General features: G+C 64.1%; 23 protein-coding genes and 3 pseudogenes. 13 read left to right on the forward strand and 13 right to left on the reverse strand.

Annotated features, from left to right (window positions below):
• Positions 1–1,061: sulfurtransferase (locus tag CKO40_RS07450; protein WP_207173477.1), on the forward strand; the 1,061-nt coding region annotated here is incomplete at its 5' end.
• Between the two features lie 72 nt (positions 1,062–1,133).
• Here CKO40_RS07450 and CKO40_RS07455 read toward each other — a convergent pair.
• Positions 1,134–1,274: a hypothetical protein gene (locus CKO40_RS07455; protein WP_200345574.1), complete on the reverse strand. Its 141-nt coding sequence runs from the start codon at positions 1,272–1,274 to the stop codon at positions 1,134–1,136.
• Between the two features lie 266 nt (positions 1,275–1,540).
• On the reverse strand, positions 1,541–1,744 hold the full coding sequence (locus CKO40_RS07460; RefSeq protein WP_200345575.1) for a hypothetical protein: 204 nt from the start codon (positions 1,742–1,744) through the stop codon (positions 1,541–1,543).
• Between the two features lie 476 nt (positions 1,745–2,220).
• Between CKO40_RS07460 and CKO40_RS07465 the strand changes: the two genes are divergently transcribed.
• The 4 genes and pseudogenes from CKO40_RS07465 to CKO40_RS25315 all read left to right on the forward strand — a co-directional run.
• On the forward strand, positions 2,221–2,673 hold the full coding sequence (locus CKO40_RS07465) for a hypothetical protein (protein ID WP_200345576.1): 453 nt from the start codon (positions 2,221–2,223) through the stop codon (positions 2,671–2,673).
• Positions 2,667–2,978 (forward strand): hypothetical protein, encoded by a 312-nt coding sequence (locus CKO40_RS07470; RefSeq protein WP_200345577.1) that lies wholly within the window; start codon positions 2,667–2,669, stop codon positions 2,976–2,978. The genes CKO40_RS07465 and CKO40_RS07470 overlap by 7 nt, the downstream gene beginning before the upstream one ends.
• A complete protein-coding gene (locus CKO40_RS07475; RefSeq protein WP_200345578.1) occupies positions 2,971–3,384 on the forward strand; it encodes a type II toxin-antitoxin system VapC family toxin in 414 nt (137 codons plus the stop codon). Before CKO40_RS07470 ends, CKO40_RS07475 begins: the two co-directional genes overlap by 8 nt.
• A 480-nt stretch (positions 3,385–3,864) precedes the next feature.
• Positions 3,865–4,048, forward strand: a pseudogene (locus CKO40_RS25315) (ISNCY family transposase); the annotation flags it as partial.
• Here CKO40_RS25315 and CKO40_RS07485 read toward each other — a convergent pair.
• Together CKO40_RS07485 and CKO40_RS07490 are read right to left on the reverse strand one after the other, a co-directional pair.
• Complete coding sequence (locus tag CKO40_RS07485) at positions 3,996–4,148, reverse strand: hypothetical protein (protein ID WP_200345580.1); 153 nt, start codon at positions 4,146–4,148, stop codon at positions 3,996–3,998. The pseudogene CKO40_RS25315 and the gene CKO40_RS07485 sit on opposite strands and share 53 nt — an antisense overlap.
• Before the next feature lie 95 nt (positions 4,149–4,243).
• Positions 4,244–4,690 (reverse strand): annotated as a pseudogene (locus CKO40_RS07490) (transposase); the annotation flags it as partial.
• A 275-nt stretch (positions 4,691–4,965) separates the two neighbouring features.
• Between CKO40_RS07490 and CKO40_RS07495 the strand changes: the two are divergent.
• From CKO40_RS07495 to CKO40_RS07505, 3 genes and pseudogenes are all read left to right on the forward strand, one after another.
• On the forward strand, positions 4,966–5,208 hold the full coding sequence (locus CKO40_RS07495; RefSeq protein WP_200345581.1) for a hypothetical protein: 243 nt from the start codon (positions 4,966–4,968) through the stop codon (positions 5,206–5,208).
• A gap of 405 nt (positions 5,209–5,613) precedes the next feature.
• A complete protein-coding gene (locus tag CKO40_RS07500) occupies positions 5,614–5,823 on the forward strand; it encodes a TA system antitoxin ParD family protein (RefSeq protein ID WP_200345582.1) in 210 nt (69 codons plus the stop codon).
• Positions 5,823–5,981: pseudogene (locus CKO40_RS07505) on the forward strand (type II toxin-antitoxin system RelE/ParE family toxin); the annotation flags it as partial. The gene CKO40_RS07500 and the pseudogene CKO40_RS07505, both read left to right, overlap by 1 nt.
• A 192-nt stretch (positions 5,982–6,173) precedes the next feature.
• On the opposite strand, the gene CKO40_RS07510 reads toward CKO40_RS07505, so the two are convergent.
• From CKO40_RS07510 to CKO40_RS07520, 3 genes are all read right to left on the reverse strand, one after another.
• Entirely contained in the window at positions 6,174–6,416 is a 243-nt protein-coding gene (locus CKO40_RS07510) for an antitoxin (RefSeq protein WP_200345583.1), read from the reverse strand.
• A 601-nt stretch (positions 6,417–7,017) separates the two neighbouring features.
• Positions 7,018–7,410 carry a type II toxin-antitoxin system VapC family toxin gene (locus CKO40_RS07515; RefSeq protein ID WP_200345584.1) on the reverse strand — a complete coding sequence of 131 codons (393 nt, stop codon included), beginning with the start codon at positions 7,408–7,410 and terminating at the stop codon, positions 7,018–7,020.
• Positions 7,410–7,658 carry a type II toxin-antitoxin system Phd/YefM family antitoxin gene (locus tag CKO40_RS07520; protein WP_200345585.1) on the reverse strand — a complete coding sequence of 83 codons (249 nt, stop codon included), beginning with the start codon at positions 7,656–7,658 and terminating at the stop codon, positions 7,410–7,412. The genes CKO40_RS07515 and CKO40_RS07520 overlap by 1 nt, the downstream gene beginning before the upstream one ends.
• A 444-nt stretch (positions 7,659–8,102) precedes the next feature.
• On the opposite strand from CKO40_RS07520, the gene putA reads away from it, so the two are divergent.
• On the forward strand, positions 8,103–11,459 hold the full coding sequence (gene putA / locus CKO40_RS07525; RefSeq protein WP_420827372.1) for a bifunctional proline dehydrogenase/L-glutamate gamma-semialdehyde dehydrogenase PutA: 3,357 nt from the start codon (positions 8,103–8,105) through the stop codon (positions 11,457–11,459).
• 80 nt (positions 11,460–11,539) lie between these two features.
• Here the strand turns inward: putA and CKO40_RS07530 are convergent, their stop codons facing one another.
• Complete coding sequence (locus tag CKO40_RS07530; RefSeq protein ID WP_200345587.1) at positions 11,540–11,845, reverse strand: sulfur globule protein CV3; 306 nt, start codon at positions 11,843–11,845, stop codon at positions 11,540–11,542.
• A 463-nt stretch (positions 11,846–12,308) separates the two neighbouring features.
• Between CKO40_RS07530 and CKO40_RS07535 the strand changes: the two genes are divergently transcribed.
• Entirely contained in the window at positions 12,309–13,025 is a 717-nt protein-coding gene (locus CKO40_RS07535; protein ID WP_200345588.1) for a PD-(D/E)XK nuclease family protein, read from the forward strand.
• Positions 13,026–13,085: 60 nt separating this feature from the next.
• Positions 13,086–13,295 (forward strand): hypothetical protein, encoded by a 210-nt coding sequence (locus CKO40_RS07540; protein WP_200345589.1) that lies wholly within the window; start codon positions 13,086–13,088, stop codon positions 13,293–13,295.
• Here CKO40_RS07540 and CKO40_RS07545 read toward each other — a convergent pair.
• The 5 genes from CKO40_RS07545 to CKO40_RS07565 all read right to left on the reverse strand — a co-directional run bounded on the left by CKO40_RS07545 (position 13,292) and on the right by CKO40_RS07565 (position 20,212).
• A complete protein-coding gene (locus CKO40_RS07545; RefSeq protein WP_242476896.1) occupies positions 13,292–15,580 on the reverse strand; it encodes a tetratricopeptide repeat protein in 2,289 nt (762 codons plus the stop codon). The two genes, CKO40_RS07540 and CKO40_RS07545, sit on opposite strands and share 4 nt — an antisense overlap.
• 101 nt (positions 15,581–15,681) lie before the next feature.
• Positions 15,682–16,410, reverse strand: a complete 729-nt coding sequence (locus tag CKO40_RS07550; RefSeq protein ID WP_200345591.1) for a hypothetical protein — start codon at positions 16,408–16,410, stop codon at positions 15,682–15,684.
• A gap of 92 nt (positions 16,411–16,502) precedes the next feature.
• Positions 16,503–17,501 (reverse strand): HAD family hydrolase, encoded by a 999-nt coding sequence (locus CKO40_RS07555; RefSeq protein WP_200345592.1) that lies wholly within the window; start codon positions 17,499–17,501, stop codon positions 16,503–16,505.
• Positions 17,502–17,661: 160 nt separating this feature from the next.
• Complete coding sequence (locus CKO40_RS07560) at positions 17,662–18,456, reverse strand: hypothetical protein (RefSeq protein WP_200345593.1); 795 nt, start codon at positions 18,454–18,456, stop codon at positions 17,662–17,664.
• A 139-nt stretch (positions 18,457–18,595) separates the two neighbouring features.
• On the reverse strand, positions 18,596–20,212 hold the full coding sequence (locus tag CKO40_RS07565; protein WP_242476897.1) for an arylsulfatase: 1,617 nt from the start codon (positions 20,210–20,212) through the stop codon (positions 18,596–18,598).
• A gap of 298 nt (positions 20,213–20,510) precedes the next feature.
• Between CKO40_RS07565 and CKO40_RS07570 the strand changes: the two genes are divergently transcribed.
• Both CKO40_RS07570 and CKO40_RS07575 read left to right on the forward strand, forming a co-directional pair.
• Entirely contained in the window at positions 20,511–22,127 is a 1,617-nt protein-coding gene (locus CKO40_RS07570; RefSeq protein ID WP_200345594.1) for a sigma 54-interacting transcriptional regulator, read from the forward strand.
• Between the two features lie 26 nt (positions 22,128–22,153).
• Positions 22,154–23,041 (forward strand): bile acid:sodium symporter family protein, encoded by an 888-nt coding sequence (locus CKO40_RS07575; protein WP_200345595.1) that lies wholly within the window; start codon positions 22,154–22,156, stop codon positions 23,039–23,041.
• The last annotated feature ends 98 nt before the right edge of the window (positions 23,042–23,139 follow it).

Genomic DNA, 23,139 nt, shown 5'->3' on the forward strand with positions numbered 1-23,139 from the left:
TGAGGGGAGAACAAGCCAGCTTCATCAAAGCGTTGCTCTGCAGCGAGGCGTCCATGCGTCCAGAGATCTTCAATGCCGGTCTCCGTGTCTTGTCAGCTGCCATCTCCGAGGATGGCGGGAATTGCTGCCTGGTCTTCGCTTTCCTTGCGCTCCTTGCTCCGACCACGCTCGCCGACAGCGCCCCGCCGTTGGTCGACGCCGATTGGCTGAAGGCCAGCCGCGGCCGATCGGATGTGGTCGTTCTGGATATCCAAGCGCCCAAGGAGTATCAACGATTCCACATCCCGGGAGCCGTCAATGCACCCTACGATCGTTGGCGAACACAGCCGCCGAAATCGGACAGCAAGGCCAAAAACGCTGAGGCTGAGGACACACTGACGTCGATGCTGCCGCCGATCGAGAAGCTCGAGTCGATGCTCGGCGAGCTCGGCATCGACAACGGCGATCATCTCTTGATCGTCCCGACCGGCCGCGGTGCCGGGGACCTGGCCGCGGCCGCGCGGGTGTTCTGGACACTGAAGGTGCTCGGCCACGACCGGGCGAGCGTGCTCGACGGCGGCCTGATCGCCTATGCCGACAGCGGCTTACCGCTCGCGCGCGGCAGCGAGCAGCGCCCGGCAACCGAGTATCAGGCGAACCTTCAGCCCGAACTCGTCCCCGACGCCGAAGCCGTCCGCACCGCGATCGCGAACGACGCACAGCCCGTCGACGCCCGCAGCGAAGGCGAGTTCGTCGGCCTCTACACCGGCGACGAGGCCGAGCGCCCCGGCACCATCCCCGGTTCCCGCCACCTGCCGTACGACTGGGTCAGCAACGATGGCTCAAGCAAGCTGCGCGGCCCGGGCGCGCTCGATGCACTGTTCAAGGCCCGAGGCGTCGACACCGACGGCGAGCAGATCCACTTCTGCCACAGCGGCAATCGCGCCGCGCTGACCTGGTTCGCCGCCTATGCGGTGCTCGGCAACGAGGATGCACTGCTCTACGACGGGTCCATGATGGAATGGGCGCGCGACGACTCCCTCCCGATCAGCGCCGAGATCGAGCTCTGCGATGCCTGCTAGGCAGTCAGGGCAACAGCCAGAACTAGTCGTCGAGACGTCTGGTGTGTCGCGTTTGCTCGGCCGGTCGGAATCTTAGAAGAAGAGCGTGGGGAGGTAGGACTGTTTCGCCATCGACAACGCCAAGCTCACGGGAACTGCGGCGCCGCCCGCTGTGGTGCCGATCCCGGCGGCCGCTTGGCTCTTCGGGTCGGCATTGGCGGGGATGGTCGGCATCGGCTACCGGCGCACCCGCAAGGCATGACCTGGGTTGGCCACTGAAAAGCCACGACGAGCCGATAGGACTATCTATTGGCCGCCTTGCTTCCGGCGAAGGATCGCCAGGACAAGAGCACGCGGATGCTCGGAAGAGGCGGCCCGAAAGGGAGTCCCCACCCTGTTAAGGTAGTTCTCCCGGCGCGCATCGAGGAACGCAGCCCCACGCATCGACGGGCGCCTAAGGCGGCTTCCCATTCCAGCTTCTTCACCATCGCCTCGAGCAGTTACGGGTAGTGCAGCACCGTGATCGGGCGTTCGGCGAGCCTGACATCGTGAACCGCCGCGATGATGCCGGAGTCCGCTTGTTGTGAGTCAGACCGCGATGGTGCGCCGACGCGGTTGATTCGCTCCGGTTGGCGCTGCAGTGATCTCCAACTGCGCACCGGTGGCGAGGTGGCTTCATGCACCGCGCCGGCGTCGATCAGCACTCGCGACCGCTGTGCCGTGCATGCCGTCTTCCTTGTTGACGATGCCGCGTCTGCGCGGAGGCGCGCTTCTGTCTAGCGGCGGATGTTCCACGGTTTTTCTATGGCGCCGCGGCGACTTTCTGAGAGATTGTCCTCAAAGCGCTTTCCCCCACGCTGGCCCGGATTTCACCGGGGATGTTCCACGGCCTTCAGGGTCTGCTTACTCCGAAAACCCTGGTTTCCTTCCAAGATCGCAACAGATCTGTTCTTGTTTTAATCATCGAAGGAGCTCTCAGCGCCGCAACCCGCACTGCCGGGGGCGCTTCGTTTATCCTGCCGGCTGATGGTCCGGATCAGTCGTTGTCAAGGTATGACGAGAGACTGTCGATAGGACGTAGAGAAGGGCGTCGCGGTGAGGCACGCCGTCAACCCTGCTGGCCTGTTGAGCCCTCGCAGCCCGTGATCAAAGCACGTTTCTTAGAGCGAGACCATCCACGATGGCCGACGCGCGCCGCGCCCACGATCGCGCGAGCGATGACAGGGTGCGCGAACAGGTCGTCCCTGCCAACGATGCGCTGCAAGCCGATCCCGAGCGGGTCGTCTCGGTCGGCCAGGTCCGCGCCCGTTTGGTTGAGGAGGACTGGACGCTCCGCCGCCCTGGCGGGGCGTCTTCGTGCCCGAGGTCGACGTCCACCGCGTCGCGCTGTATCACTGTTGGGCGCTTCCAATTTGTGACAGTCTCAGCGGACAGCGGTCTTGCGTGTGGCGATGCGGACCAGGAACAGCGCGACCAGGCACTGGACAGCGTGAACAAGCCGGCTCTGAAGCTCACCGGCGCCGGCCGAGACACGATCTTGATTTCATTGGGTGCAAGAGTGAAGCAGACCGAACCCGAAACGCCGATATTCAGTCTCATGGCACATCAGAAGCGAGGCTTACCCCTATGCTGACCAGCATCGAAGGCATCTACGAAGACGGCCAGGTTCGTCTTCTGGAGCCGCTGCCCGGTGTCGAGCGGGCGCGTGTCGTGATCACGTTATTGCCCGAATCGATGGTGCCAGTCGACGGTACGCAAACACCTGCCGCGACCGTCACCCCCGATCCCGTCGTCGAGCACTTTGAACCACGTACCGAGCTGGGCCGCAGGCTCTGGACTCTGCGACGCAAGCATGTTGAGCAAGGGGGCAAGCTGCTGACCCCAGAGGAGATCGACGCGGAAGTCAGGGAGCGGCGTGGCGGTATCGTTGATGACTAAACGGGTCTATCTCGATACCGGCGTCCTGATCACCGCCTGGCGCGGACGCGAGCACGCCGGGCTGACAGCGCTGGAGATGCTCGATGACCCAGCCCTGCTGCTGGTGCTCAGCGATGCGGTCTGGCTCGAGGTGTTGCCCAAACCGCTCTATGAAGGGCGCCACGACGAGGTCGCTTTTTATCAGGTCGTCTTCGAACGCGCGGAGCGCCTCCCCTGGTCGCTCGACGTGCTTCGCTTGGCCCAGGATCTGGCCCGACAACACGCGATCGCGGCAATGGACGCGATTCATGCCGGATTTGCTGTCGGGCATGGTGTCGACGAACTGGTCACGACCGAAAGGCCGGAAAAGCCGCTGTTTCGTATCGAGCAGCTCCCGGTACGCTCGCTTCGTTCCGGTGCTCGATGAGCGCGTACTGCGTTGCAGGGACACGGCATAACGTGTGCACGACGGAATCTTCACTCGATTCTCGTCTGCACTCGGGCCCGCCGATGGACGGGGGTTGGGCTGCGGGACTCCCGCAGCGGCATCGCAAGCAGAACCGGGTCAGCGCTCTCGCGCACAAGAATCGCGAAGGCTGCGTCCGTGTCCTTGGGGGTCGCGCGATGCGCTCGCCAACCTCCGCCTTGTAAGCAAACAGTAAGTGGCTGTCAGTTTTCTACTTCCCGATGATCGCCCAACGCTGGCTCGTAAATCGGGAAGAAGTTGATGGACAGCTTCTTAGCGGCGATGTTTCGTTGCGTGCAGGAAGCCGTTGACCTGCTGGAGAACCCCGACCACCGCCCCGCCGCCGAAGTGAAGACCCGCTATGCGCAGTGGGTGCAGCACTTCAGCGAGCGGCTCAAGACCCCTGTCGGCGACACCATCCGTCACTGGGGAGAACAGCTCCTGAAGATCACCCGCAGCGATTGGCCGGGACTCTTTCATACCGATGACGTGCCGGGGCTGCCGCGCACCAATAACGATCTCGAGCACCTGTTCGGCTCTTTGCGTCATCAGGAGCGGCGCATCACTGGACGTCAAGTCGCCAGTGCCAGCCTCGTCGTGCGCGGTGCCGTGCGGGTGCTCGCCGCCGTACTGACCTGGCTGAGTCCCCCACACCGAGCCAGCTCGGCGACGTCGATCCGGCCGTCTGGCACGAAGAGCGCCGCCGGCTCGGAAAGCTCCGTCATGCGCGGGTGCTACAGCGGCGCTTCCGCCAACACCCCGAGACGTACCTCGCGGCGCTCGAGGAACAGCTGCTCAAGCTCAGTTTGCCTCCAGAGTTTTTTTGGACCGCATCAGGTTGACCTTTATGACCCGCGGTGGCGTAGACCTCTTCGGCCTCAACCTCACCGCTGAGCAGCGGATCAGGCTGCGCGCACTCGATGCCCTGGCGCAGTTGCTGGGTCATGCGCTGCACGTCATCCTTGTTGAGTCTCAGCTCCCTGGCGATCTGGCGATTCGACAGGTTCAACCCCATGAAGTACAGGCACAGCACCCAGGTGCGCAACGGCTGATGATGGCCCCCAAAGACCGTGCCCGTCAGGTCGTCGAACCAACGCCCGCAGTCGCCGCAGCGGTACTTCTGGCGCTCAAGCTGGGTGGTATCCCGTCCCTGCTTGGTGATCGCTGCCGAACCGCACTGCACGCAGCGCACCTCCTCGGGCCAGCGCAGCGTGCGCACCGTCTCGAAACACTTGGCATCGTCGATGAGCGTTTGGATGTTCAGCATCATGACACCCCGGCAGCGGTTCAACAGGGTCGGAGCGTATCGCTTGACCGCCTGCTGTCGCAACATCAACCCGCAGCTTTAGCGCATCAGCTCGCGGCCGGACGCCTGACTGGAACGCATAAAGGGCGTCATGCAAATCCAGATAGCAGCGTTCGGCATCGCCAAGACTCCGGCAGGCTGATTCGAAGTGGTCGCAGGCGCCTGCAGCCGGGCACGATAATGGAGTGCACTACCGAAAGCGAGGATTCCAAACATGGGCATGAACAAATGTCCGGATGCCTGATGAGCTCTTGCAACGGTTCCACGACACGGCGATACGCCTGCGCCGATCGAAGGGCTGGATCATCAACGACGCCGTGCGCGAGGGCTTGCGGCGCGAGGACTTGCTGCAGCGTCGCGACGCGGATACGCGGCGGCCTTGTCCGAGTTGGATGCCAGCCAAGTGGTCGAAGGCGAAAGAGGTGCTCGCCTGGATCGATAGCTGGGGCTCTAAAAACGAGCGAGAGCAGCCCCGTTGAAGCGGCTCCAGCTCACGGCGAGCGCCACAAGGGGTCTGCATGTTGTTTCCAACACTACTCCACCAGGATCGAACCGAAATACTCCATCTCTCCAACGGCCAAGCTCCCCGCGCTCGGATACTGCCTGAGCAGGCGCGGGACTTTCCGCTTACGACCCAGAGCTGCCACTGGACTTACGTCGCCCGGCGGCAGCTGAAGAAGCGAGACCAGACGTTATTGTTCCGCCAGGACTAATCCAGACGGAGGAGCCGCCTATTTCCAGTATCTGGCGGCTTCTTGGTGTCCGGATCACATAAGTCGGGACAATATCTGTGAGGAAGAAGGACTCCTCGGCGGTCATTGGAAGTACAAGATGTTCCTTTAAGTAGCCTATAGCGCTAAAATGCGGCAAAAAGGAGATCCCTAATGGCCGTCAACGTCAAGCTGCCCGAAGAACTCGTCAGCCAGGCGAAGCACTATGCTCGGGTTGAACATCGCTCGGTGCCCAAGCAGATCGAATATTGGTCGCAGATCGGCAAGATCGCCGCAGAGAACCCCGACCTGCCATTCTCGGTGATTCGCGAGATCCTGATCGCCGATCAGGAAGATGCGGTTGGCGAGTACCAGTTCGGCTGATGCGCCTGCTCGTTACACCGACCTTCGCTCGCGCGGTTAAGAAGCTCCATCGCAGGCAGAAGGCCGATCTCGACGAAGCGGTGAGGATCATCGCGCAAGATCCCGGGATCGGAGAGGCCAAGGTCGGCGACCTCGCCGGTGTCAAGGTCTACAAGTTCCGTATGGCCAATCAGCTGTGCCTGGTCGCCTACCGGGTCATGGACGCAGACCGTCAAGTATGCTGGTGCAAACTGTGCCGTAGCCGCGCCTGGCAAGTGTGGCAGCCACCGGTCCTTGGGGTTGGCGAATCAGTGCGGAGAGGATATTGGTGTCGAGCAGGTACCGAAGGCCCAAGACGTTCGTCATGGTCGTTAAAGTCGGATGTCGTCCAGTGGCGGCAGACCTTCGTCCACGTCGCGGAGGACCTCGTCGAGTGGCTCCCATCCGGCGAGCAGCGCGGCCAGATCGGGTCGGCGCCGGACCGGTTCGACGATCAAACGGTCGCCGTCTTTGCGGACAATTGCCTCGTCGGCATCCAGCTCTAACTCACGCGGGATGCGCAAGGCCTGATTGCGGCCATTGCGAAAGAGGCGCACATGACGCTCAGGCTGCATAGGAAGGCGCTCCTGAAGAGAAGAACGTGACATACGCCCAAGCATATGCCAAATGGTCAGGTTGCGCGAGACCTTCGGCGCGACATCCCGACATGCGCCGGGCGCCGGAAAGCCTTGAGGGAACCGCCCGAATGAAGACCGCGTCTATCCAGCGCCGCGGATGCGGGATCCGGGTGGTCTCGGATTGCGAGGGCTGTGGAGCCGAGCGGTCCTACGCGGGGATTCGGCGAGGGTCATTTCTTGGCCGTAAGCGGCCGAACGAGTGACTGGAACACTTTAAGACTCGTGGTGCTTCCGGCACCGACCAAATCGGCGGATAAAACCGCAACTGTCCTGGTGATTTATTGCGAGAAATCTTCGCGGAATAGCGTAAGCGACAACATCCTGCGGTGCCTTCGCAATTTGGTTGCCGAGCGCGACCCGGCGGCAGTCGTCCGCGTCAGCAAGCGCATGAGGTGCACAATCCGATTGCTTCGGGTCCAGCCAACGCTGGCGGCGAAGCAGCGGTTGCGCGGTCGCCTTGCCGACCTCGGCTTGACGCTTCGAGGCTGTTTGGACACTGCCGTGAAGCATCGATGTCAGGGTAACACCCCTAAACGATTCAATTGGGTCCGCCGACCCGCTTGACGGCATAAAGGTCAATCAGCGGGTCGTCGGTCATCAAGAACAGCGGCTCGGTCCTCGCTTGGGCGATCAGTAGGCGGTCGAAGGGGTCGCGATGATGGGCCGGCAAGTCCCGCACCGCCGCGGCATGGACTGCGGATACCGGCAGCTCGCGAAATCCGGTTTCCAGCGCGGCGCGATAGACCGCCTCGGGCTCGACGTCGAAATCCGGACGATCGAGTGCCCGCTTGATCGCGATCTCCCAGATATTGACGGCGCTGAAGAACACCTGGTGCTCGGGCGATTCCAATACATCCCTGTCGGTCGCATCGAGGCGCCCTGGCCGCAACAAGGCCCAAAGCAGAATATGCGTGTCGGTCAAGACACGCATCAGCGGCCCTCGACAGCGTCGATAAAATCGTCCGGGGTATCCGGAATCGGAGTGGCGTGCTCGTCAGGGAGCTTGAATTGGCCCTCTAGCCGCCCAAGCCTGCGTCGCTTGGGCTCCTCATCGACGCGCACGAGGCGAACGACTGGCCTCCCGGCCCGAGCAATGATTGCCTCGCCGCCGGCCTCCACCTGCTCGATCAGCTGGGATAGATGGGTCTTGGCCTCGTGAATACTGAACTGCGTGCGCATGATTAGTCTCCTGTTAGCTAACTGGAGATTAGGCGCTTTCCACCGACTGGACAAGGCCCATCGTGGGGCCTTATTCAGGCGTTCGTTTCGCCGTCCCGCCGTTCCATGACGCTCAGGAACGCCTATTCGGGTAGCGGCTTGCGAAGCAGGAGGCGCAACGACGACAAGGGGCGCGCCGACACCCGGGATCACCGCTCGGACGGTGCCGCGCCGCGCCACGCCGGCATAGCTGACCGGGGGGAACACGGAGCCATCCGAACGGCGGCCTAGACATCATGTCTAGGATCATTCGGGCGGGAAGCGGTCTCAGGGAAATGATGCTCTTGATTCTGGTCATGGCTGAGACAGAAGCCTGAACTGACTGCCAGACGGTCGCATCGGTATCAAGGAGCCAGGACCCGGCGAGCAGCGTCCTCTGACCACCCATCAAACAAGGCAAGTGCGATGACTCTTCCATTGCCAGCACTGACAGACATCCCGGCTTGGAGCAGCGTGAATGCGTCCCGCTTCGCCGACGAGCAGCAGTTACGAGCGCATGCGATCGATGCGATTGCCCTCGAGAGCTCAGCACGCGCCCGAGTCCTGAAGCGTGCCCGGAGCTGGGTGCACGCGGTTCGCCGCCACGGCCGCGCCGGTCTGCTGGATCGCTTCCTGGCCGAGTTCGGGCTCACCAGCCGTGAGGGCATCGCGCTGATGTGTCTGGCCGAGGCGGCATTGCGCATCCCGGACGATGCCACGCTCGACGCGCTGATCCGCGACAAGCTCAGCGGCACCGAATGGCGCCGCGGCGGCAACGCAGACGGCGGCTCGCTGTTCGTCAACGCCTCGACCTGGGCGCTGATGCTGACCGGCCGGTTGCTGGAGCCGGACGACGACCCCGCCGATCCGGAGACCGGCCTGTTGGCGGCCTTGCGCCAGCGGGTCCGGCGCGGCGGCGAGCCACTGGTGCGCAAGGCCCTGCGTCAGGCGATGGCGATCCTCGGTCATCAGTTCGTGATGGGCCGCGACATCGACGAGGCGCTCGCACGCAGCGCGAAGGGCGACGAGGCCCGCTACCGGCACTCGTTCGATATGCTCGGCGAGGCGGCGCGCACCGCTGAGGATGCCGAGCGTTACTTCGCGCGCTACCAGCACGCGATCGCCGCGGTCGGTCGCGCCGCGGCCGGCGCCGGGCCGATCGACGGTCCTGGCATCTCGATCAAGCTCTCTGCCCTGCATCCGCGCTTCGAGCCTGCGCAGTGGTCCAGGGTTCGCCCTGAGCTGGTCGCCCGAACGCTGGAGCTTGCGCAGGCTGCCGCCGCGGCGGAGATCGGTCTCACGATCGACGCCGAGGAGGCGAGTCGGCTCGATCTGCAGCTCGACGTGCTGGCCGCCCTCTGCGCCGAGCCCGAACTTGGCGGCTGGCAGGGGCTTGGCATCGCACTGCAGGCGTATCAGCGCCGGGCGCTCGACGCCTGTGCACTGCTCGGCGAGCTCGCGGACCGCCGCGGGCGCGGTCTGATGGTGCGCCTGGTCAAGGGCGCGTACTGGGATACCGAGATCAAGCTCGCACAGCAACTTGGCCTGCCCAGCTATCCGGTCTTCACCCGCAAGGTCAACACCGACCTCAACTACCTCGCCTGTGCCCGGCGCCTGTTCGATCTCGGCGAGCGGATCTATCCGCAGTTCGCGACCCACAACGCCCACAGCATCGCGGCGGTGCTCGAGATGGCCAACGGCCGACCCTTCGAGCTGCAGCGCCTGCACGGGATGGGCGAGGCCTTGCATGCCGAGGTGCTGGATCAGACTGGAACCCCATGCCGAGCCTACGATCCGGTCGGCAGCCACGATGAGCTGTTGCCCTATCTGGTCCGGCGTCTGCTCGAGAACGGCGCCAATAGCTCGTTCGTGCATCGCATCGCCGATGAGAGCCAACCGGTCGAGCAGGTCGTCACCGATCCGGTCGAGGTGGCCGCCTCGCAGCCCGAGGCCCCGCATCCGCGCATCCCGGCTCCGTCCGAACTGTATCGACCTGATCGTGCCAACTCCGCAGGGCGCGACCTCAGCGATCCGGTCGCGGTCGCGACCCTGTATCGCGCGATGGACTCGGCTGACGTGCCCCTTAGGGAAGCAGTGCCGATGGTGGCGGCTGCCGCCAGCTCGAAGACGAACCAGCGAGACCGACAGCTTGGCGCCGGGTCTCGCGTGGCGACGAGCTCTGGGGCTGAACCCCGTTCCGCCACAGGGCCTGATGCAACGCGCCGCGCACCATCCAGCTCAGCCTCGGGCGTCGATGACAGATCGAGCCGCAGCCGCCAACCGGCGGTGCGCACGCTGCAGTCCCCAGCCGATCACCGCCGCACTGTCGGACAGGTCCAGGATGCGCTTCCAGAGCAGGTGAGCGCCGCCATTGCAGCCGCCGCAGCTGCCTTCCCCGCGTGGGATCGATCACCTGCCGATCAGCGTGCGCAATGTCTCGATGCCGCCGCCGACCGGCTCGAGGCCCATCTCGGCGAGCTGGTCGTGCTCTGCTGCCGCGAGGCGGGCAAATCGATCCCGGACGGCATCGCCGAGGTGCGCGAGGCGGCAGACTTCTGCCGCTACTATGCGGCTCGCGCCCGGGAGGCATTCGCCGCACCGCTGGAGCTGCCTGGCCCGACCGGCGAGCGCAACCAGCTCTCGCTGCATGGCCGTGGGGTGTTCGTCTGCATCAGCCCCTGGAACTTCCCACTTGCGATCTTCACCGGCCAGGTCGCTGCCGCGCTCGCGGCCGGTAACACCGTTGTCGCCAAGCCGGCCGAGCAGACCCCGCTCATCGCCGCACGCGCGGTCGAGCTGCTGCGCGCCGCCGGCGTCCCGGACGCAGCGCTCCAACTGCTGCCAGGCGATGGGCCGAGCGTCGGCACACCGCTGGTCGCCGACCCGCGCATCGCCGGCGTCGCCTTCACCGGGTCGGTCGCGACCGCGCAAAGGATCAACCGGCAGCTCGCCGAGCGGAACGGCCCGATCGTGCCGCTGATCGCCGAGACCGGCGGCCAGAATGCGATGGTGGTCGACGCCTCGGCGCTGCCCGAGCAGGTGGTTGGTGACGTGCTGCAGTCGAGCTTCCAGAGCACCGGGCAGCGCTGCTCGGCGCTGCGCGTGCTCTACATCCAGGAAGATGTCGCCGAGCGCATGCTGACCATGCTCGCCGGCGCAATGGCGGAGCTGCAGATCGGAGACCCCTGGGACCTGGCAACTGACGTCGGTCCGGTGATCGACACCGACGCCCAGCAGGCACTCGCGGCCCATTGCGCGCGCATGGATCGCGAGGCGCGGCTGATCTATCGCTGCTCGCTTCCGCCGGAAACCGATCATGGCAGCTTCATTGCACCCGTCGCCTATGAGCTCGACAACATCGAGCAGCTCGATGGCGAGGTCTTCGGCCCGGTTCTGCATGTCATCCGTTACCGGAGTGATGCGCTCGATGAGGTCATTGCTGCGATCAACGGCACCGGTTTTGGTCTGACCTTCGGCATCCATAGCCGCATCGACCATCATATCCGCCGACTCACTGGCTCCGATCAGCCAGGCGTCAGGGCCGGGAACCGCTATGTGAACCGAAACATGATCGGCGCCGTCGTCGGCGTGCAGCCGTTCGGTGGCGAAGCGCTCTCCGGGACCGGCCCCAAGGCCGGAGGCCCCCATTACCTCCCGCGTTTCGCCGTGGAGCGAGCGCTCTCGGTCAACACCGCGGCCGCCGGCGGCAACGCCGCGCTGCTATCGCTCGATGAAGACCCGCCGTCGGCTCCGGATACCACAGCCAGCGGAATGATCCTATGAAACGGGTAAGACGACCCTGAAGTCCGAGCAATCAGATCGGGGCGGCCGCCCACAGCCGGGCAGACCCGCCCCTCGGGAGCCTACTTCGACGACTCGCTCGCAGCCGGTGCGGCCGGTGCCGCATACCCATAGGCCGGATAGCCATAGCCATAAGGCGCGACGCCATAGGCATATGGATAGCCTCCACCATAGTAGCCCGGATAGCCTCCCCAGTATCCGGGATAGCCATAGCCGTAGCCGTAGCCCGGCCCATACCAGGGCCCGCCCCAGCCGTTTCCCCAATTCCAAGGATTGAACGGCCCCCAGAAGGCATTCGCGGAGCCGGCCGCAAACAGGGTGGCGCCGGCCAGGCCGGCGGCAAGCAACAGACGCTTCTTGGCGAGCATTTCTCAACCTCCGTTCATTGGCGTTATCGATCGAGGCAACCGACCGTCTCGGCACGGTGCCGAATCAGCTTAGTCAGAGGTTTGCTGGATCGGTTTGATATAGATCAATATTTGAATATACTCATTTACTGAACTATCACTGCCCTTCGTCGCAATGGCTCAAGGTGGTCACCGGGTCCGTTCTTGCGTCAGTCGTTTCTGATAGCAGGGTAAAACGGGTAGCGACGCGCAACCACTCGTCTTGAGGTCGGTCGCCTGTCTCGGTGCTAGGCTTCCGCGAATACCTGTGATATTGGATGCTGCTCACGCCGACTGCATCCTCCGCTCGAATGCCTGCTCGGCATCAGCCTGACGGCCGTTTGCTCGATCCTGCACCAGGCCGCAACGGGGATCAGCTCCCGGCCGCAGGCCGATAGGGGTCCTCACGCGGCGTAAGAGCGACTAGCAGCTTAAGAGAGAACAGATGTCTATCGACGAGATCAAATCCCAACTTCAGGCCGAGCTCCCGGCCCTGCTCCAGCAGGACACCGGCTTTCGCCATTGGCTAGAAGACCTGATCCGCCGCACCGCGGTGCCCGCCGAGCGCTTCGACGACCGCTTCGACCGGATGCTCCGGGAGCTGGCAGCTGACCGCGAGGAACAAGCGCGCAAATGGGACAAGCAAGATCGCCAATGGGAAGAGCAGAACCGCAAGTGGGAAGAGCAGAACCGCAAGTGGGAAGAGCAGAACCGTTTCAACCACCAGTTGCTCGATGAGATCAAGCAGACCCGTACTCGACAAGAGCAAGGCATCGGCGCCCTGGGCGCTCGCTGGGGCCTGGCCTCCGAGGCCAGCTTCCGCTCCGCCCTCAAGGGCATCCTGGAGAAGTCCTTTGGCGTTGAGGTCATCAACGTCAACGAGTTTGATGACGAGGGCACGGTCTTCGGCGTGCCCGATCAGGTCGAGATCGACATCATTGTGCGCAATGGCGATCTCATCCTCTGCGAGCTCAAGTCGTCCATGTCGAAGTCGGACATCTACACCTTCGACCGCAAGGTCCAGTACTACCAGCGCCGCCATGGTCGCGAGGTGAGCCGCAAGCTCGTCATCTCACCGATGGTGAGGCCCGAGGCACGGCCGGTGGCAGAGCGTCTGGGCATCGAGGTCTTCGGATCTGCCGACGAGGTGGCCGATCTTTGACGACCAAATCACGAGCTGGATGTCCTGGTGCGTGATGGCGTCCCAACAAGATGCGTTTCGATGTCACCGACTCATCCCTGCGCTTTGCTTGGGCTCTGCGGCATCGGGGCAGCCGCCTCCGATCAGCGCAACCATTGGCATGCCCGGCTCCAGCTGGAAGAGACCGAGATCGTCTGGGACAAGCCGATTGAGCCGCGCATGAAGGCCGACGTCGTGGTCCAAGATACCCGGCCGTTCGTAGCATTAATCACGCTAGAGCACCTTAGTTAGAGCCCGAGCTCACTAATCAACGCCTCCATCTGCGGATCATCGGGCCAACGCTGCTTGAGACGTCGGGCGAACTCGATGGCCGCCGGGCGGTCCCCCGCATCCCGGCTGATGGTCATCAGCGCGACCAAGGTGTCGCGATCGGCCGGCGCCTCAAGGTGAGCCGCCGTCAGGACCTTCAGGGCCTCATCGAGCTTGCCTTCGGCCTCCAGTGCCAACGCGTACACATAGGCATAGCGCGCATTCTCGGGGGCGAGCGCTGCGGCGCGACGCAAGGCTGCCAGCGCTTGCTGCGTGCGATGCTGCCGGATATGCAGTAAGCCAAGTGAATGGGTCAGCGCGGCGTGCTCCGGAACCGCCGCAAGACCGGCGCGCAGTGTTGCCTCGGCTTCGGCATCCGAGCCGAGGGCGCGGAAGAGATCGGCCAGGTTGGCATAGGCCGGCGCGAATGCCGAATCGAGCGCGAGCGCCTGTCGATAGGCCTTGCGCGCCATCGCGACCTTGCCTTGTGCCATCTCGGCCAAGCCGATGTTCAGGTGCGACTCCGGGCGCTCGGCATTGACGAGCTGGGCGTCGCGGTAGGCGTCCAAGGCCGCATCGAGGCGGCCGCGCACCGGGTCTGGCAACTCGTAGCGAACCAGCGGAGCGAGCACCCTGGCCGCAGCAAGTCGAACGCTTCGGATCGGGTCCTCGAGCAATGGCAGGCCGAGCTTGTACCGCACCTGAGCATCGGTGACCTCGAGCCACCCGAGCGCAGCCTGCCGGACCAATGCCTCCGCATCCGAGAGCAAGGCTGGTAACGCTTGGATCTGGCTCGGCTGCAGCAAGGGCTGCAGCAGGTCGATGGCGGTTGCGCGCACAATACCGGGCATCGCGGCATCGCTTGCCAATGCGAGCAGCGCGGAACGCGCTTCCAGGGCTTGATCCCGTCCAGCAGCGAGCGCTTCGCCGTAATGGGGCTGGCGCGAGATCGCCTCGCCATACCAGTCGGTCACCGCGCCGAGCGCCCAGTCGGCAGTCTGGTCGCGGTGGCAGGTGTTGCATGCGTTCGGGGTGCCGATCTTGATGCTCAGATCCGGGCGCGGGATGCGCAGGCTGTGATCGGCACGGGCATCGATCCGCATGTAATCGCGTTGCGGCATGTGGCAGCCAATGCATGAGGCGCCATCGCTCTCGGGAGGGTGATGATGGTGCTCCGTGCTGGCGTAGCGTGCCGCCGGATGGCACTGCGCGCAGACCTCGTCGCCGTCGCGCTTCAGGCTGAGGCTATGCGGCTCGTGACAGTCGGAGCAGGTGACGCCGGCGGCGTACATGCGGCTCTGGAGGAAGGAACCATGCACGAAGACCTCATCGAGGATCTGCCCATCGGCGTGATAGAGCCCAGGGTCCAGCAGCGCGAGCTGGGAACGATCACCGAGCGGCGCACCCGGTACCTGTTCGGCATGGATCTGGCCGCGACGGGAATGGCAGCGCGCGCAGAGCTCGGTTTCGGCGTGGCTGGTGCGAGGCGGCGAGCGGCGTGGAAGCCCGGTGTCAGGATCGACGAGCCAGCGCACCTCGGCCGTCTCGCCGAGCACCACGGCAAGGCCTTTGTCGCGAGTCCAAGCATCGGCGTCGCCGGAAGCCACCGCGTTGGCTTGGGCGACATGCGCATTGGCCGGACCATGGCAGGCCTCGCAGGCGACATCGATCTCGGCCCAGCTCGTTGCGTAGCGATCCGCCGCGAGATCGTAGCCTTTCTCGAGCCCGGTCGAATGGCAGTCTGCACACTGATAGTTCCAGGTCTGGTCGCGCGAGGTCCAATGCAGTGGATGCTCCGGCCCCATCGCTGGCTCGTCGGGGTAAAGATGGAACCAGCGTTGCCCGCCCTCGGCTGCCGGACGGCTGTCCCAGGCCAACCCGAGGGCCTGCAATCGGCCGTCCGGAAACGCGATCAGGTACTGCTGCAGCGGCTGCCAGCCGAAGGTGTAGGCGATGCGGTAATCGTGCAGCGCGCCGTCCGGCCCATCGGTGCGGACGAACCAGGCGTCATCCCGCCGGAAAAACCTGGACGACACACCGTGCGCCGTCAGCTCCGCATCATTGAAGTCGCCGAGCACTGTGGCATCGCTCGGCTCGGCCATCGCGAGGTCGTGGTGAGAACCTCGCCACAAAGCGGCTTCGTCCGCGTGGCAGACCTCGCAGCTCGTGCTACCAACAAACTCGGCCGGAGGCGCGGGCTTAGCGGAATCCGCCAGCGTACCGGCATGACAACACATGAGCACCAGCACACCGAGCAGCCATGTCATCGGCCAAGGCATCTGCCGGCGAGCACGAAAGCACGGCGACACGACTCCCCCGGACGGACAGGCCGCACGCTTCTCGCGCTGAGCAGCGGGTCCCAGGCGCATCAGTCCTTCGCATCCTCGCGCGCTGGACCTTCAGCCGCTGCAGCGGCATCAGTGGGCAGGCCAACCGGCGATGCACAAGCCACCGCGAGCCGCTCACGGTGGCGCTCGCGCTCCTTCTCGATCCAGGCTTGGTTGTGTTCCTCAATGGCTCCGGCGGCGATCTCGTAGAGCAGGTCCATGAGCCCGTCGACACAATGACCCGCCTGGGTGACGAGTTGCGATGCCTCGCACTCGTCGAGAACCCGGCTCACGGAGCCACCGGTCTTCAGGGCGTCCTGGCTGCGAGTAATACAGGTCTCGAGGGGTTTCAAGAACCGGTCGCGGAACTCGCCCTTCACGCGTTCTCGAAAACGATAGTAGACATCCGCGGGCAGCACCTCGCGCGCCGCGATCAAAGCCGGACTCGCCTCCGAGCGCCAGCGAATGCTCGCGGCCTGATAGAGCTCGACGAGCTCGTCAAGATCATCGCCGCGGGTTTCCGATTGCAGCGCCGTGAGCAAGTGTTCGGCACGTGCGATCTGCTCGGTGGAGAGGGCGGAAAGGCGCGTCACGGCCTGCGTGCGGGCCTCGATCTGCGCTTGCTTGCGCTCCGCCGCGGCGCGCTGCAGCGTGTAGAAGTTGGTCAGCGCGCCGCCGACGACACCGGTCAGCAGGAAACCGATAACGATCGGTGCAAGGGGATGATGTAGCCACCCACCCGGGCCAGAATGTTTTGATTGCGCGTTCAATGCGGATGCCTATGAAACAATCGCTCATGATCGCACGAACGGGCCATGCCGTAACTATCCCTGCGCGCAAGAGCGCGAGGATCATTCGATGCTCATTGGCCAGCCTGAGGCCCCGCGTTGGGAAAGACGCTCGCCCAATCCCGCTTCATCGAGACGATCTGCCAGCCCTTCTCGGCCGCATCATCCAAGCCTCGATCAAGCCGCCCGAAATGGCTCTCGCGATCGTAAGCATACTCGCGCTCGCCGTCGTCGTGATGGAGCAGTAGCCCGAGCCGGGAGCCTGGCCCGGCGGTCGTCCACTCAAGCATCTGATAGTCACCGTCGGAGTTGCCGAAGGCAAGGAGCGGGCGTCGGCCGATATGCCGCATGATGCCGACCGGCTTACCGGCCTTGTCGTCGATGAAGGCGATCTCGGGCTGGCGAACGATCACCGGCTTGCCATCCTGGACCTCATACGCCAGCTCGATCTGCGAGCCGACCACCTGCTCCGGAGGGATGCCGTAGACCTGTTCTGTCCACGGGCGCATGAAGGCGATGCCGCCGCCGGAGACGATGTAGGTCTTGAAGCCGTTCGCGCGCAGATACTCGAGGAGCTCGAGCATGGGCTGGTAGACCAGCTCGGTATAGGGTCGCTCAAAACGGGGATGGCGGGCGGTGCCGATCCAGTCGGCGGCGAGCCCCGCGAACTCGGCGCTGGTCATGCCGGCGTGGGTAGCCATCAGCAGCTTCATCAGTCCTTCCATACCGGCCTCCCCGAGTGCCTCCTGATCGCCCTCGAGCGCAGCCTTGTACGGCTGTTGTTCCTGCCATTCCGGATGCTCCGACGCCATCTCCTTGAGACGGTCGAGGACGAAAGCGAGCTGGGTATACATGGGCTGTTCCACCCACAGCGTGCCATCGTTGTCGAACACCGCGATACGCTCGGGCACTGGAACGAAGTCCTCGCTGCCCTCGGTGGTCACAGCATCGACAAAGTCGGTGATGGCCTGTTTCGCCGGAGCATCGCTCCACGAGGGCAGCGGATCGGCGACGGCAGGGGCGAGCGAAAAAGCAAGCGTTAGGGCAAGAAGGAGTCTTTTCAGGATGCGCATCATCAGTCTCTGCTTCAGTTCGTCAAAATGGGTGTCGTTAAGAGGTGGGATTCGCGTCGCTCTTGGTACCCACTTGCGCCTGTCTTCTAATCGGCTTTCGGTTTGCGCCCGATCCGCCAACCGTCGACGGTTGCTTCAGGGACACGCATTCGGCGTGAGGTCAGAATCGCCAGGATGCGGACAACATCGGCCCGTTGAAGCTCACCCGGCTCAGCGCATCGCCATCGTGAAACTCCCAGGCCATGTGCCGGTACCAAAGGGCGAGGTCGACCTGGCTCATTGAATAGGCAATGCCGCCGCCAAGCTGCCAGGTCAGTTCCGAGTCGCCGGCGCCAATGTCGGCGTAGTAGGGCAATGACCAACCATCGCCGAGCTTGACGCGGCCCTTGGCACCGGTGATGACATCCCAGGTGACGACGGACGCGGCGATCCGACGCCGCGTGCCGAAGCGGCCTGCCTGCAGCCCGAGGTCGAGATCGGCATCCAGGTTCAGGTAGCGAGCACCGAGCAAGGCGTCCAGTCGGAAGCGGTTGGTATCGAGCAGGTTGTAAGCCGCGCGTGGCGTCACGGCCCAGCCCTTGGTCTTGGCATCCGCGGAGACGTCCAGGTCGATACGGTCGCCGCTTGCGACGCTTAGCGGCACCGTGCCGCCGTCGTCGACGCCGACGTTCAGATAGAGCAGATCCGCGCCAAAGGCCCAACGCTGGTGTCGCGCTTCGAAGGCTCCCATGAGGGCGAAGTTCAAGTGCTCGATAAGCTGGTCGAACCCCATTTCCAGCTCACCGCCGCCGGAGGTCTCACCGCTGATGCCTGCCGCCCACAAGTAAAGCGTGGCTCGCCCTGTCCATTCATCGGCGGGGTCGGCCGCTACCGCACGCAGGTCCGCAACTAAGAGCGCGGTCGCCGCGGCGACCGCGGCTGTCCATCGATGGGCGTTCGCAATCGTGGTTTTCATTGGCGCCCCGCAGAGCGAACGTTAACGGCGTGGCCGCCGCAACGTCCGGGTTGGAAGAGGTCCGAAAGCAGCGCACGCCAGAGGCCCTTCCGAAACGGTCGCAGCAACCAGTGGAACTTCCCTGTCCACGCTGGCGACCTCAGCCGCCACTTGGCGTCAGCTTCTCCATCACCTGATCGAGGCTAAAGCTCGCCGCCTTCTGGCGCGGTGGGAACTCCTGGAAGGTCTCCAAGAACTGCCCGACATAGGCCTGCGCAGGCACCAGCAGGTAGGCGCGGTCGAGGACCCAATCGTAGTAGGTGTTCGAGGTGATCTCGGCACGCTCGTAGGGGTCACGGCGCAGGTTCTCGATCAGCGGCACACGAAGCGGGATAAACGGGTCCATCCAAACGCGGAAGGTACCCGCGGTCTTCTGTTCCATAAAGATGAGCTTCCAGTCGGCGTAGCGCAGCGCGGTCAGGTCGCCGTCGTCCGAGAAATAGAAGATCTCCTTGCGCGGACCTTCATCGGTCTCACCCGAGAGCAGCGGCAGGATGTTGTAGCCGTCCAGATGGACCTTGTAGTCGCGCTCCATGGCCGGAACGCGGACACCCTCCTGCAAACGCTCTTTGACCTTGGGATCACCTGCGGCGGCAACGAGCGTCGGAAACCAGTCCATGTGATGGACGATCTCGTTGCTCCATGCGCCGGCCGGGATCGTGCCAGGCCAGCGCACCATCGCAGGCACCCGCCAGCCGCCTTCCCAGTTGGTGTTCTTCTCGCCACGGAACGGAGTGGCGCCGGCATCGGGCCAGGTGTTGTAGTGCGGGCCGTTATCGGTCGAATAGAAGACGATGGTGTCGTCGGCGATGCCGAGCTCATCGAGCTTGTCCAGGAATTTGCCGATGTGGCGGTCGTGCTCGACCATGCCATCGGCATATTCGTCCTGTCCTGAGATCCCGCGCAGCTCGTCCTTGACGTGGGTGCGAAAGTGCATGCGGGTCCCATTCCACCAGACGAACCAGGGCTTGCCGGCCTTGGTGTTGTCCTCGATGAAGCGGATCGCGGCATCGGAGGTCTCGTCGTCGACCGTCTCCATGCGCTTCTTGGTCAGAGGACCCGTGTCCTCGATCTTTTGGCTGCCGTCGGGCATGGCCCATGAATGGATCACACCGCGCGGACCATATTGCTCCTGAAAGGTCTTGCCGTTGGCAAGAACCCTATCACCGGGATAATCCTCGTTCTCCGGCTCTTCTTCGGCATTGAGATGATAGAGGTTGCCGAAGAACTCATCGAAGCCATGGTTCGTGGGCAGGTGCTCGTCACGGTCGCCGAGGTGGTTCTTGCCGAACTGACCGGTGGAGTAGCCGAGGGCCTTGAGCATGACGGCGATGGTGGGGTCCTCGGTCTGCATCCCCTCCTTGGCACCCGGCAGGCCAACCTTCGAGAGACCGGTGCGGAACACGCTCTGGCCGGTGATGAACGACGAGCGCCCGGCAGTGCATGACTGCTCGCCATAGTAGTCGGTGAAGGTCATGCCCTCGTTGGCGATGCGGTCGATGTTCGGCGTCTTGTAGCCGACCAGGCCGTGCGTGTAGGCGCTGATATTGGACTGGCCGATGTCGTCGCCCCAGACGACGAGGATATTGGGCTTCCCCCCGGCGTCAGCCGCCGAGGCCTGAGACGGCGCCGGGGCTGACGAGGGTGCCTGCTCGGCATGCAGCGGCGCTGCGAGCGCCAAAGCCGCCGTCAGCATCGGTAAGTTGAGTCTTGCCATTCAGTGAGGTCCTCCCAACGGGATCGGTTGTCATGATGCCATCATCTGGAGGAGGGCATAGAGCAGGGCCGATGCCAACTATTGCCCGGCAAGAAAGAAACCCGCTAAGCACCTCACGCAACGAGCATTCCCCAAGGAAATGGAAACCCGTGAGCGAACGCCGATACCCTCTGCTCACGAAATCGCGTCGATTCTTTTCTCGAAATGTCGTCACTCACGACATATCATGAGCGACCTCAAGACCGCGGTGGGGCTTGGCCAGCCGTTATGAATGGGACAGAGCGCGATAGGAGTTGCGATGACGCCCATGGTGGACACGCATTTCGAAGACCTGCTCACCGAGATCGCAGCGTCGTTCGTCCATGTCGATCCGGATGCGCTGGATGCTCAGATCATCGAGGCGCTTCGACGGATCGTCCTCTTTCTGGGGATCGACCGCAGCACCATCGGCCGTTTCGATGACGCTCAGGGTCAGCTCATGGCAACGCATTCGTGGGCGATCCCCGGAGTCGAGCCGTTACCCTCACCGCTGCGCATCGCGGACTTCCCCAACCTGACCAAGCGCCTCCATGTCGGCGAGCAGATCGTCCTCGAGCGGATCGACGCGCTGCCCGCGGACCATGCGGCAGATCTCGCGTCGCTGCGCGTTGCGGGCCTCAAGTCGATGGCCGCGTTTCCACTCACCGCGAAAGGGCAAACGCTCGGCTGGGTGTCTTTCGGCAACGTACGCGCGGAGCGCGACTGGCCGGAAGGGCTCATCCGCCGATTACGACTCGTGGCCGGCGTCTTCGCCAATGCGCTCGCGCGACGGCAGCAGGATGACGACCTGCGTCAGGCCCTGGTCGAAAACGAGCGCCTGCGTCACCGGCTCGAGTCGGAGAACGCGGTCTGGCGGGAAGAGGTCTTACATGCCCATGAGCACGAAGCGGTGGTCGGCGAGAGCAGCGCGCTGCGTCAGGTTGCACAGCAGATCGATCAGGTCGCACGCACCGACAGCACCGTCCTGTTGCTCGGGGAGACCGGAACCGGGAAGGATCTGATTGCCACGACCCTGCACAGCCGAAGCCTGCGCGCGCAGCGCCCCCTGGTGCGGGTGAACTGCGCGGCGCTGCCGGCAGCGCTCATGGAGAGTGAGCTGTTCGGCCACGAGCGGGGCGCCTTCACCGGCGCGGTGGCGCGGCGCCCTGGGCGCTTTGAGCTCGCGGACGGCGGCACCATCGTGCTCGACGAGATCGGTGAGCTCCCGCTCGAGCTCCAGGCGAAGCTCTTGCGCGTGCTGCAGAGCGGCGAGTTCGAGCGGCTCGGTTCTTCGGAGACCCGTCGCATCGACACACGCGTGATCGCCGCGACCAATCGCGATCTCGGCGCGATGATCGAGCAAGGCCGTTTCCGCGCCGACCTCTACTACCGGATCGGCGTGTTTCCGATCAGGGTGCCAGCGCTGCGCGAGCGGCGCGAGGACATCCCACTGTTGGCAGCCTTCTTCATCGACAAGCTCCGGCCCAAACTCGGACGCAAGAGCCTGCGCCTCACCGATCGAGCCGTTGCCCAGCTCGTCGAGTACGACTGGCCGGGCAACGTTCGCGAGCTCGAGAACATCATCGAGCGCTCGATGATCGTCTCCGCCGGCCCCGAACTGATCATAGAGGGGCTCCGCCCAGGCACCGCTGCGGCAAGGCGCGAGCCCCGATCCCAGAGCACGCAAGGAACGGTCGTCTCGAAGACCTCGACGCTGACGCTGGCCCAAGTCGAGCGCGAGCATATCCGAGCGGTATGCGCGCAATGCGGCTGGCGAATCAACGGCAAAGGGAATGCCGCCGAGCGGCTCGGTCTCAACCCGAACACCCTGCGCTCGAAGATGAAGAAGCTGGGCATCGAGCGACACAGGCGCGCCGGCGATAGGGTGGCGCTCTAGAATTGGCCCTGGCGCTCTAGAACAGAATGACCGGGCTGGACCCGATTGCCGACCTCGCCGTTCCAGCTGTCGTCTGGCTGTTGATGCTCGTCGTTGGTCTTGAGCTGTCACCCAGCGACTTTCGCCGCGTTCTGCGCTATCCCCGCGCAGTGATCACGGCAACCGCCGGCCAGCTCCTCCTGTTGCCCTTGATCGCCGCAGCATTGATCTTGGCCCTCGAACCGCCGCCGCAGATTGTCGCCGGCATGGTGCTGGTCGCCGCCAGCCCGGGCGGTGCGATCTCCAACGTCTACAGCCTATTGGCCGGTGCCCATGTCGCGCTCTCGGTGACCTTGACCGGCGTCACCACGCTCGCGGCGATGCTGACCATGCCGTTGCTCTGCAGTGCCGGATTCTCATTGTTCATGAGGCCGCAGGACCTCGTGCCAGCACCCGTGCTCGCGATGGCCATGCAGCTGCTGCTCACGCTCGTTCTTCCGATTGCGGTCGGCATGCTGCTGCGACGCTGGCAACCGCGCAGAGTCCACGGCCAAAAGCGGGCCTTGCGGCGTTTGAGCCTGCTGGCACTGAGTGCCCTGATTGCGCTGATCCTCTATGACCAGCGCGAGCTGCTGCGCGCCGCCTCGCCAGACATCGCCGTTGTGGCGCTGCTCTTCTCAGCGGGCGCGATGGTGACTGGATGGACACTTGGCTGGCTCACCGGGCTCTCGGCCGGCGACCGTTTCACGCTGCTGCTTGAGTTTACCGCGCGCAACCTGGCGATCACGGCACTGGTTGGGATCACGGTCCTCGGCCGCGCCGATTTTGTGCTCTTCGCAACCCTCTTCTTCTTGACTCAGATCCCGCTGATCCTCGGGCTCATTGCGCTGAGAACGACTCGTATCAACCTGCACCGAAGGATTTCTTCGTCCTAAGAACGGCCGCGATGAGTGCCGTGGCAGCGACCGCCTGACGTGGTATTGAGATCGCCAACAGCAGGTGATGGTACAGCGAAGGGATCTTGCGCTTGCCC

Origin of the sequence: Halochromatium glycolicum, from assembly GCF_016584085.1 — a bacterium.
In the GTDB taxonomy this organism is placed as follows: Bacteria; Pseudomonadota; Gammaproteobacteria; order Chromatiales; family Chromatiaceae; genus Lamprobacter; species Lamprobacter glycolicus.

Excerpts from the sequence above, each read along its gene's own strand:
- CKO40_RS07555 (WP_200345592.1), bottom strand. The coding sequence starts at position 17,501 with ATGCGCATCCTGAAAAGACTCCTTCTTGCCCTAACGCTTGCTTTTTCG.
- CKO40_RS07545 (WP_242476896.1), bottom strand. The coding sequence starts at position 15,580 with ATGACATGGCTGCTCGGTGTGCTGGTGCTCATGTGTTGTCATGCCGGT.
- CKO40_RS07455 (WP_200345574.1), bottom strand. The coding sequence starts at position 1,274 with ATGCCGACCATCCCCGCCAATGCCGACCCGAAGAGCCAAGCGGCCGCC.
- CKO40_RS07535 (WP_200345588.1), top strand. The coding sequence starts at position 12,309 with ATGTCTATCGACGAGATCAAATCCCAACTTCAGGCCGAGCTCCCGGCC.
- CKO40_RS07575 (WP_200345595.1), top strand. The coding sequence starts at position 22,154 with ATGACCGGGCTGGACCCGATTGCCGACCTCGCCGTTCCAGCTGTCGTC.
- CKO40_RS07570 (WP_200345594.1), top strand. The coding sequence starts at position 20,511 with ATGACGCCCATGGTGGACACGCATTTCGAAGACCTGCTCACCGAGATC.
- CKO40_RS07510 (WP_200345583.1), bottom strand. The coding sequence starts at position 6,416 with ATGCAGCCTGAGCGTCATGTGCGCCTCTTTCGCAATGGCCGCAATCAG.
- CKO40_RS07470 (WP_200345577.1), top strand. The coding sequence starts at position 2,667 with ATGCTGACCAGCATCGAAGGCATCTACGAAGACGGCCAGGTTCGTCTT.
- CKO40_RS07485 (WP_200345580.1), bottom strand. The coding sequence starts at position 4,148 with ATGACGGAGCTTTCCGAGCCGGCGGCGCTCTTCGTGCCAGACGGCCGG.
- putA (WP_420827372.1), top strand. The coding sequence starts at position 8,103 with ATGACTCTTCCATTGCCAGCACTGACAGACATCCCGGCTTGGAGCAGC.
- CKO40_RS07530 (WP_200345587.1), bottom strand. The coding sequence starts at position 11,845 with ATGCTCGCCAAGAAGCGTCTGTTGCTTGCCGCCGGCCTGGCCGGCGCC.
- CKO40_RS07520 (WP_200345585.1), bottom strand. The coding sequence starts at position 7,658 with ATGCGCACGCAGTTCAGTATTCACGAGGCCAAGACCCATCTATCCCAG.
- CKO40_RS07515 (WP_200345584.1), bottom strand. The coding sequence starts at position 7,410 with ATGCGTGTCTTGACCGACACGCATATTCTGCTTTGGGCCTTGTTGCGG.
- CKO40_RS07465 (WP_200345576.1), top strand. The coding sequence starts at position 2,221 with ATGGCCGACGCGCGCCGCGCCCACGATCGCGCGAGCGATGACAGGGTG.
- CKO40_RS07560 (WP_200345593.1), bottom strand. The coding sequence starts at position 18,456 with ATGAAAACCACGATTGCGAACGCCCATCGATGGACAGCCGCGGTCGCC.
- CKO40_RS07500 (WP_200345582.1), top strand. The coding sequence starts at position 5,614 with ATGGCCGTCAACGTCAAGCTGCCCGAAGAACTCGTCAGCCAGGCGAAG.
- CKO40_RS07495 (WP_200345581.1), top strand. The coding sequence starts at position 4,966 with ATGCCTGATGAGCTCTTGCAACGGTTCCACGACACGGCGATACGCCTG.
- CKO40_RS07565 (WP_242476897.1), bottom strand. The coding sequence starts at position 20,212 with ATGGCAAGACTCAACTTACCGATGCTGACGGCGGCTTTGGCGCTCGCA.
- CKO40_RS07540 (WP_200345589.1), top strand. The coding sequence starts at position 13,086 with ATGTCACCGACTCATCCCTGCGCTTTGCTTGGGCTCTGCGGCATCGGG.
- CKO40_RS07475 (WP_200345578.1), top strand. The coding sequence starts at position 2,971 with ATGACTAAACGGGTCTATCTCGATACCGGCGTCCTGATCACCGCCTGG.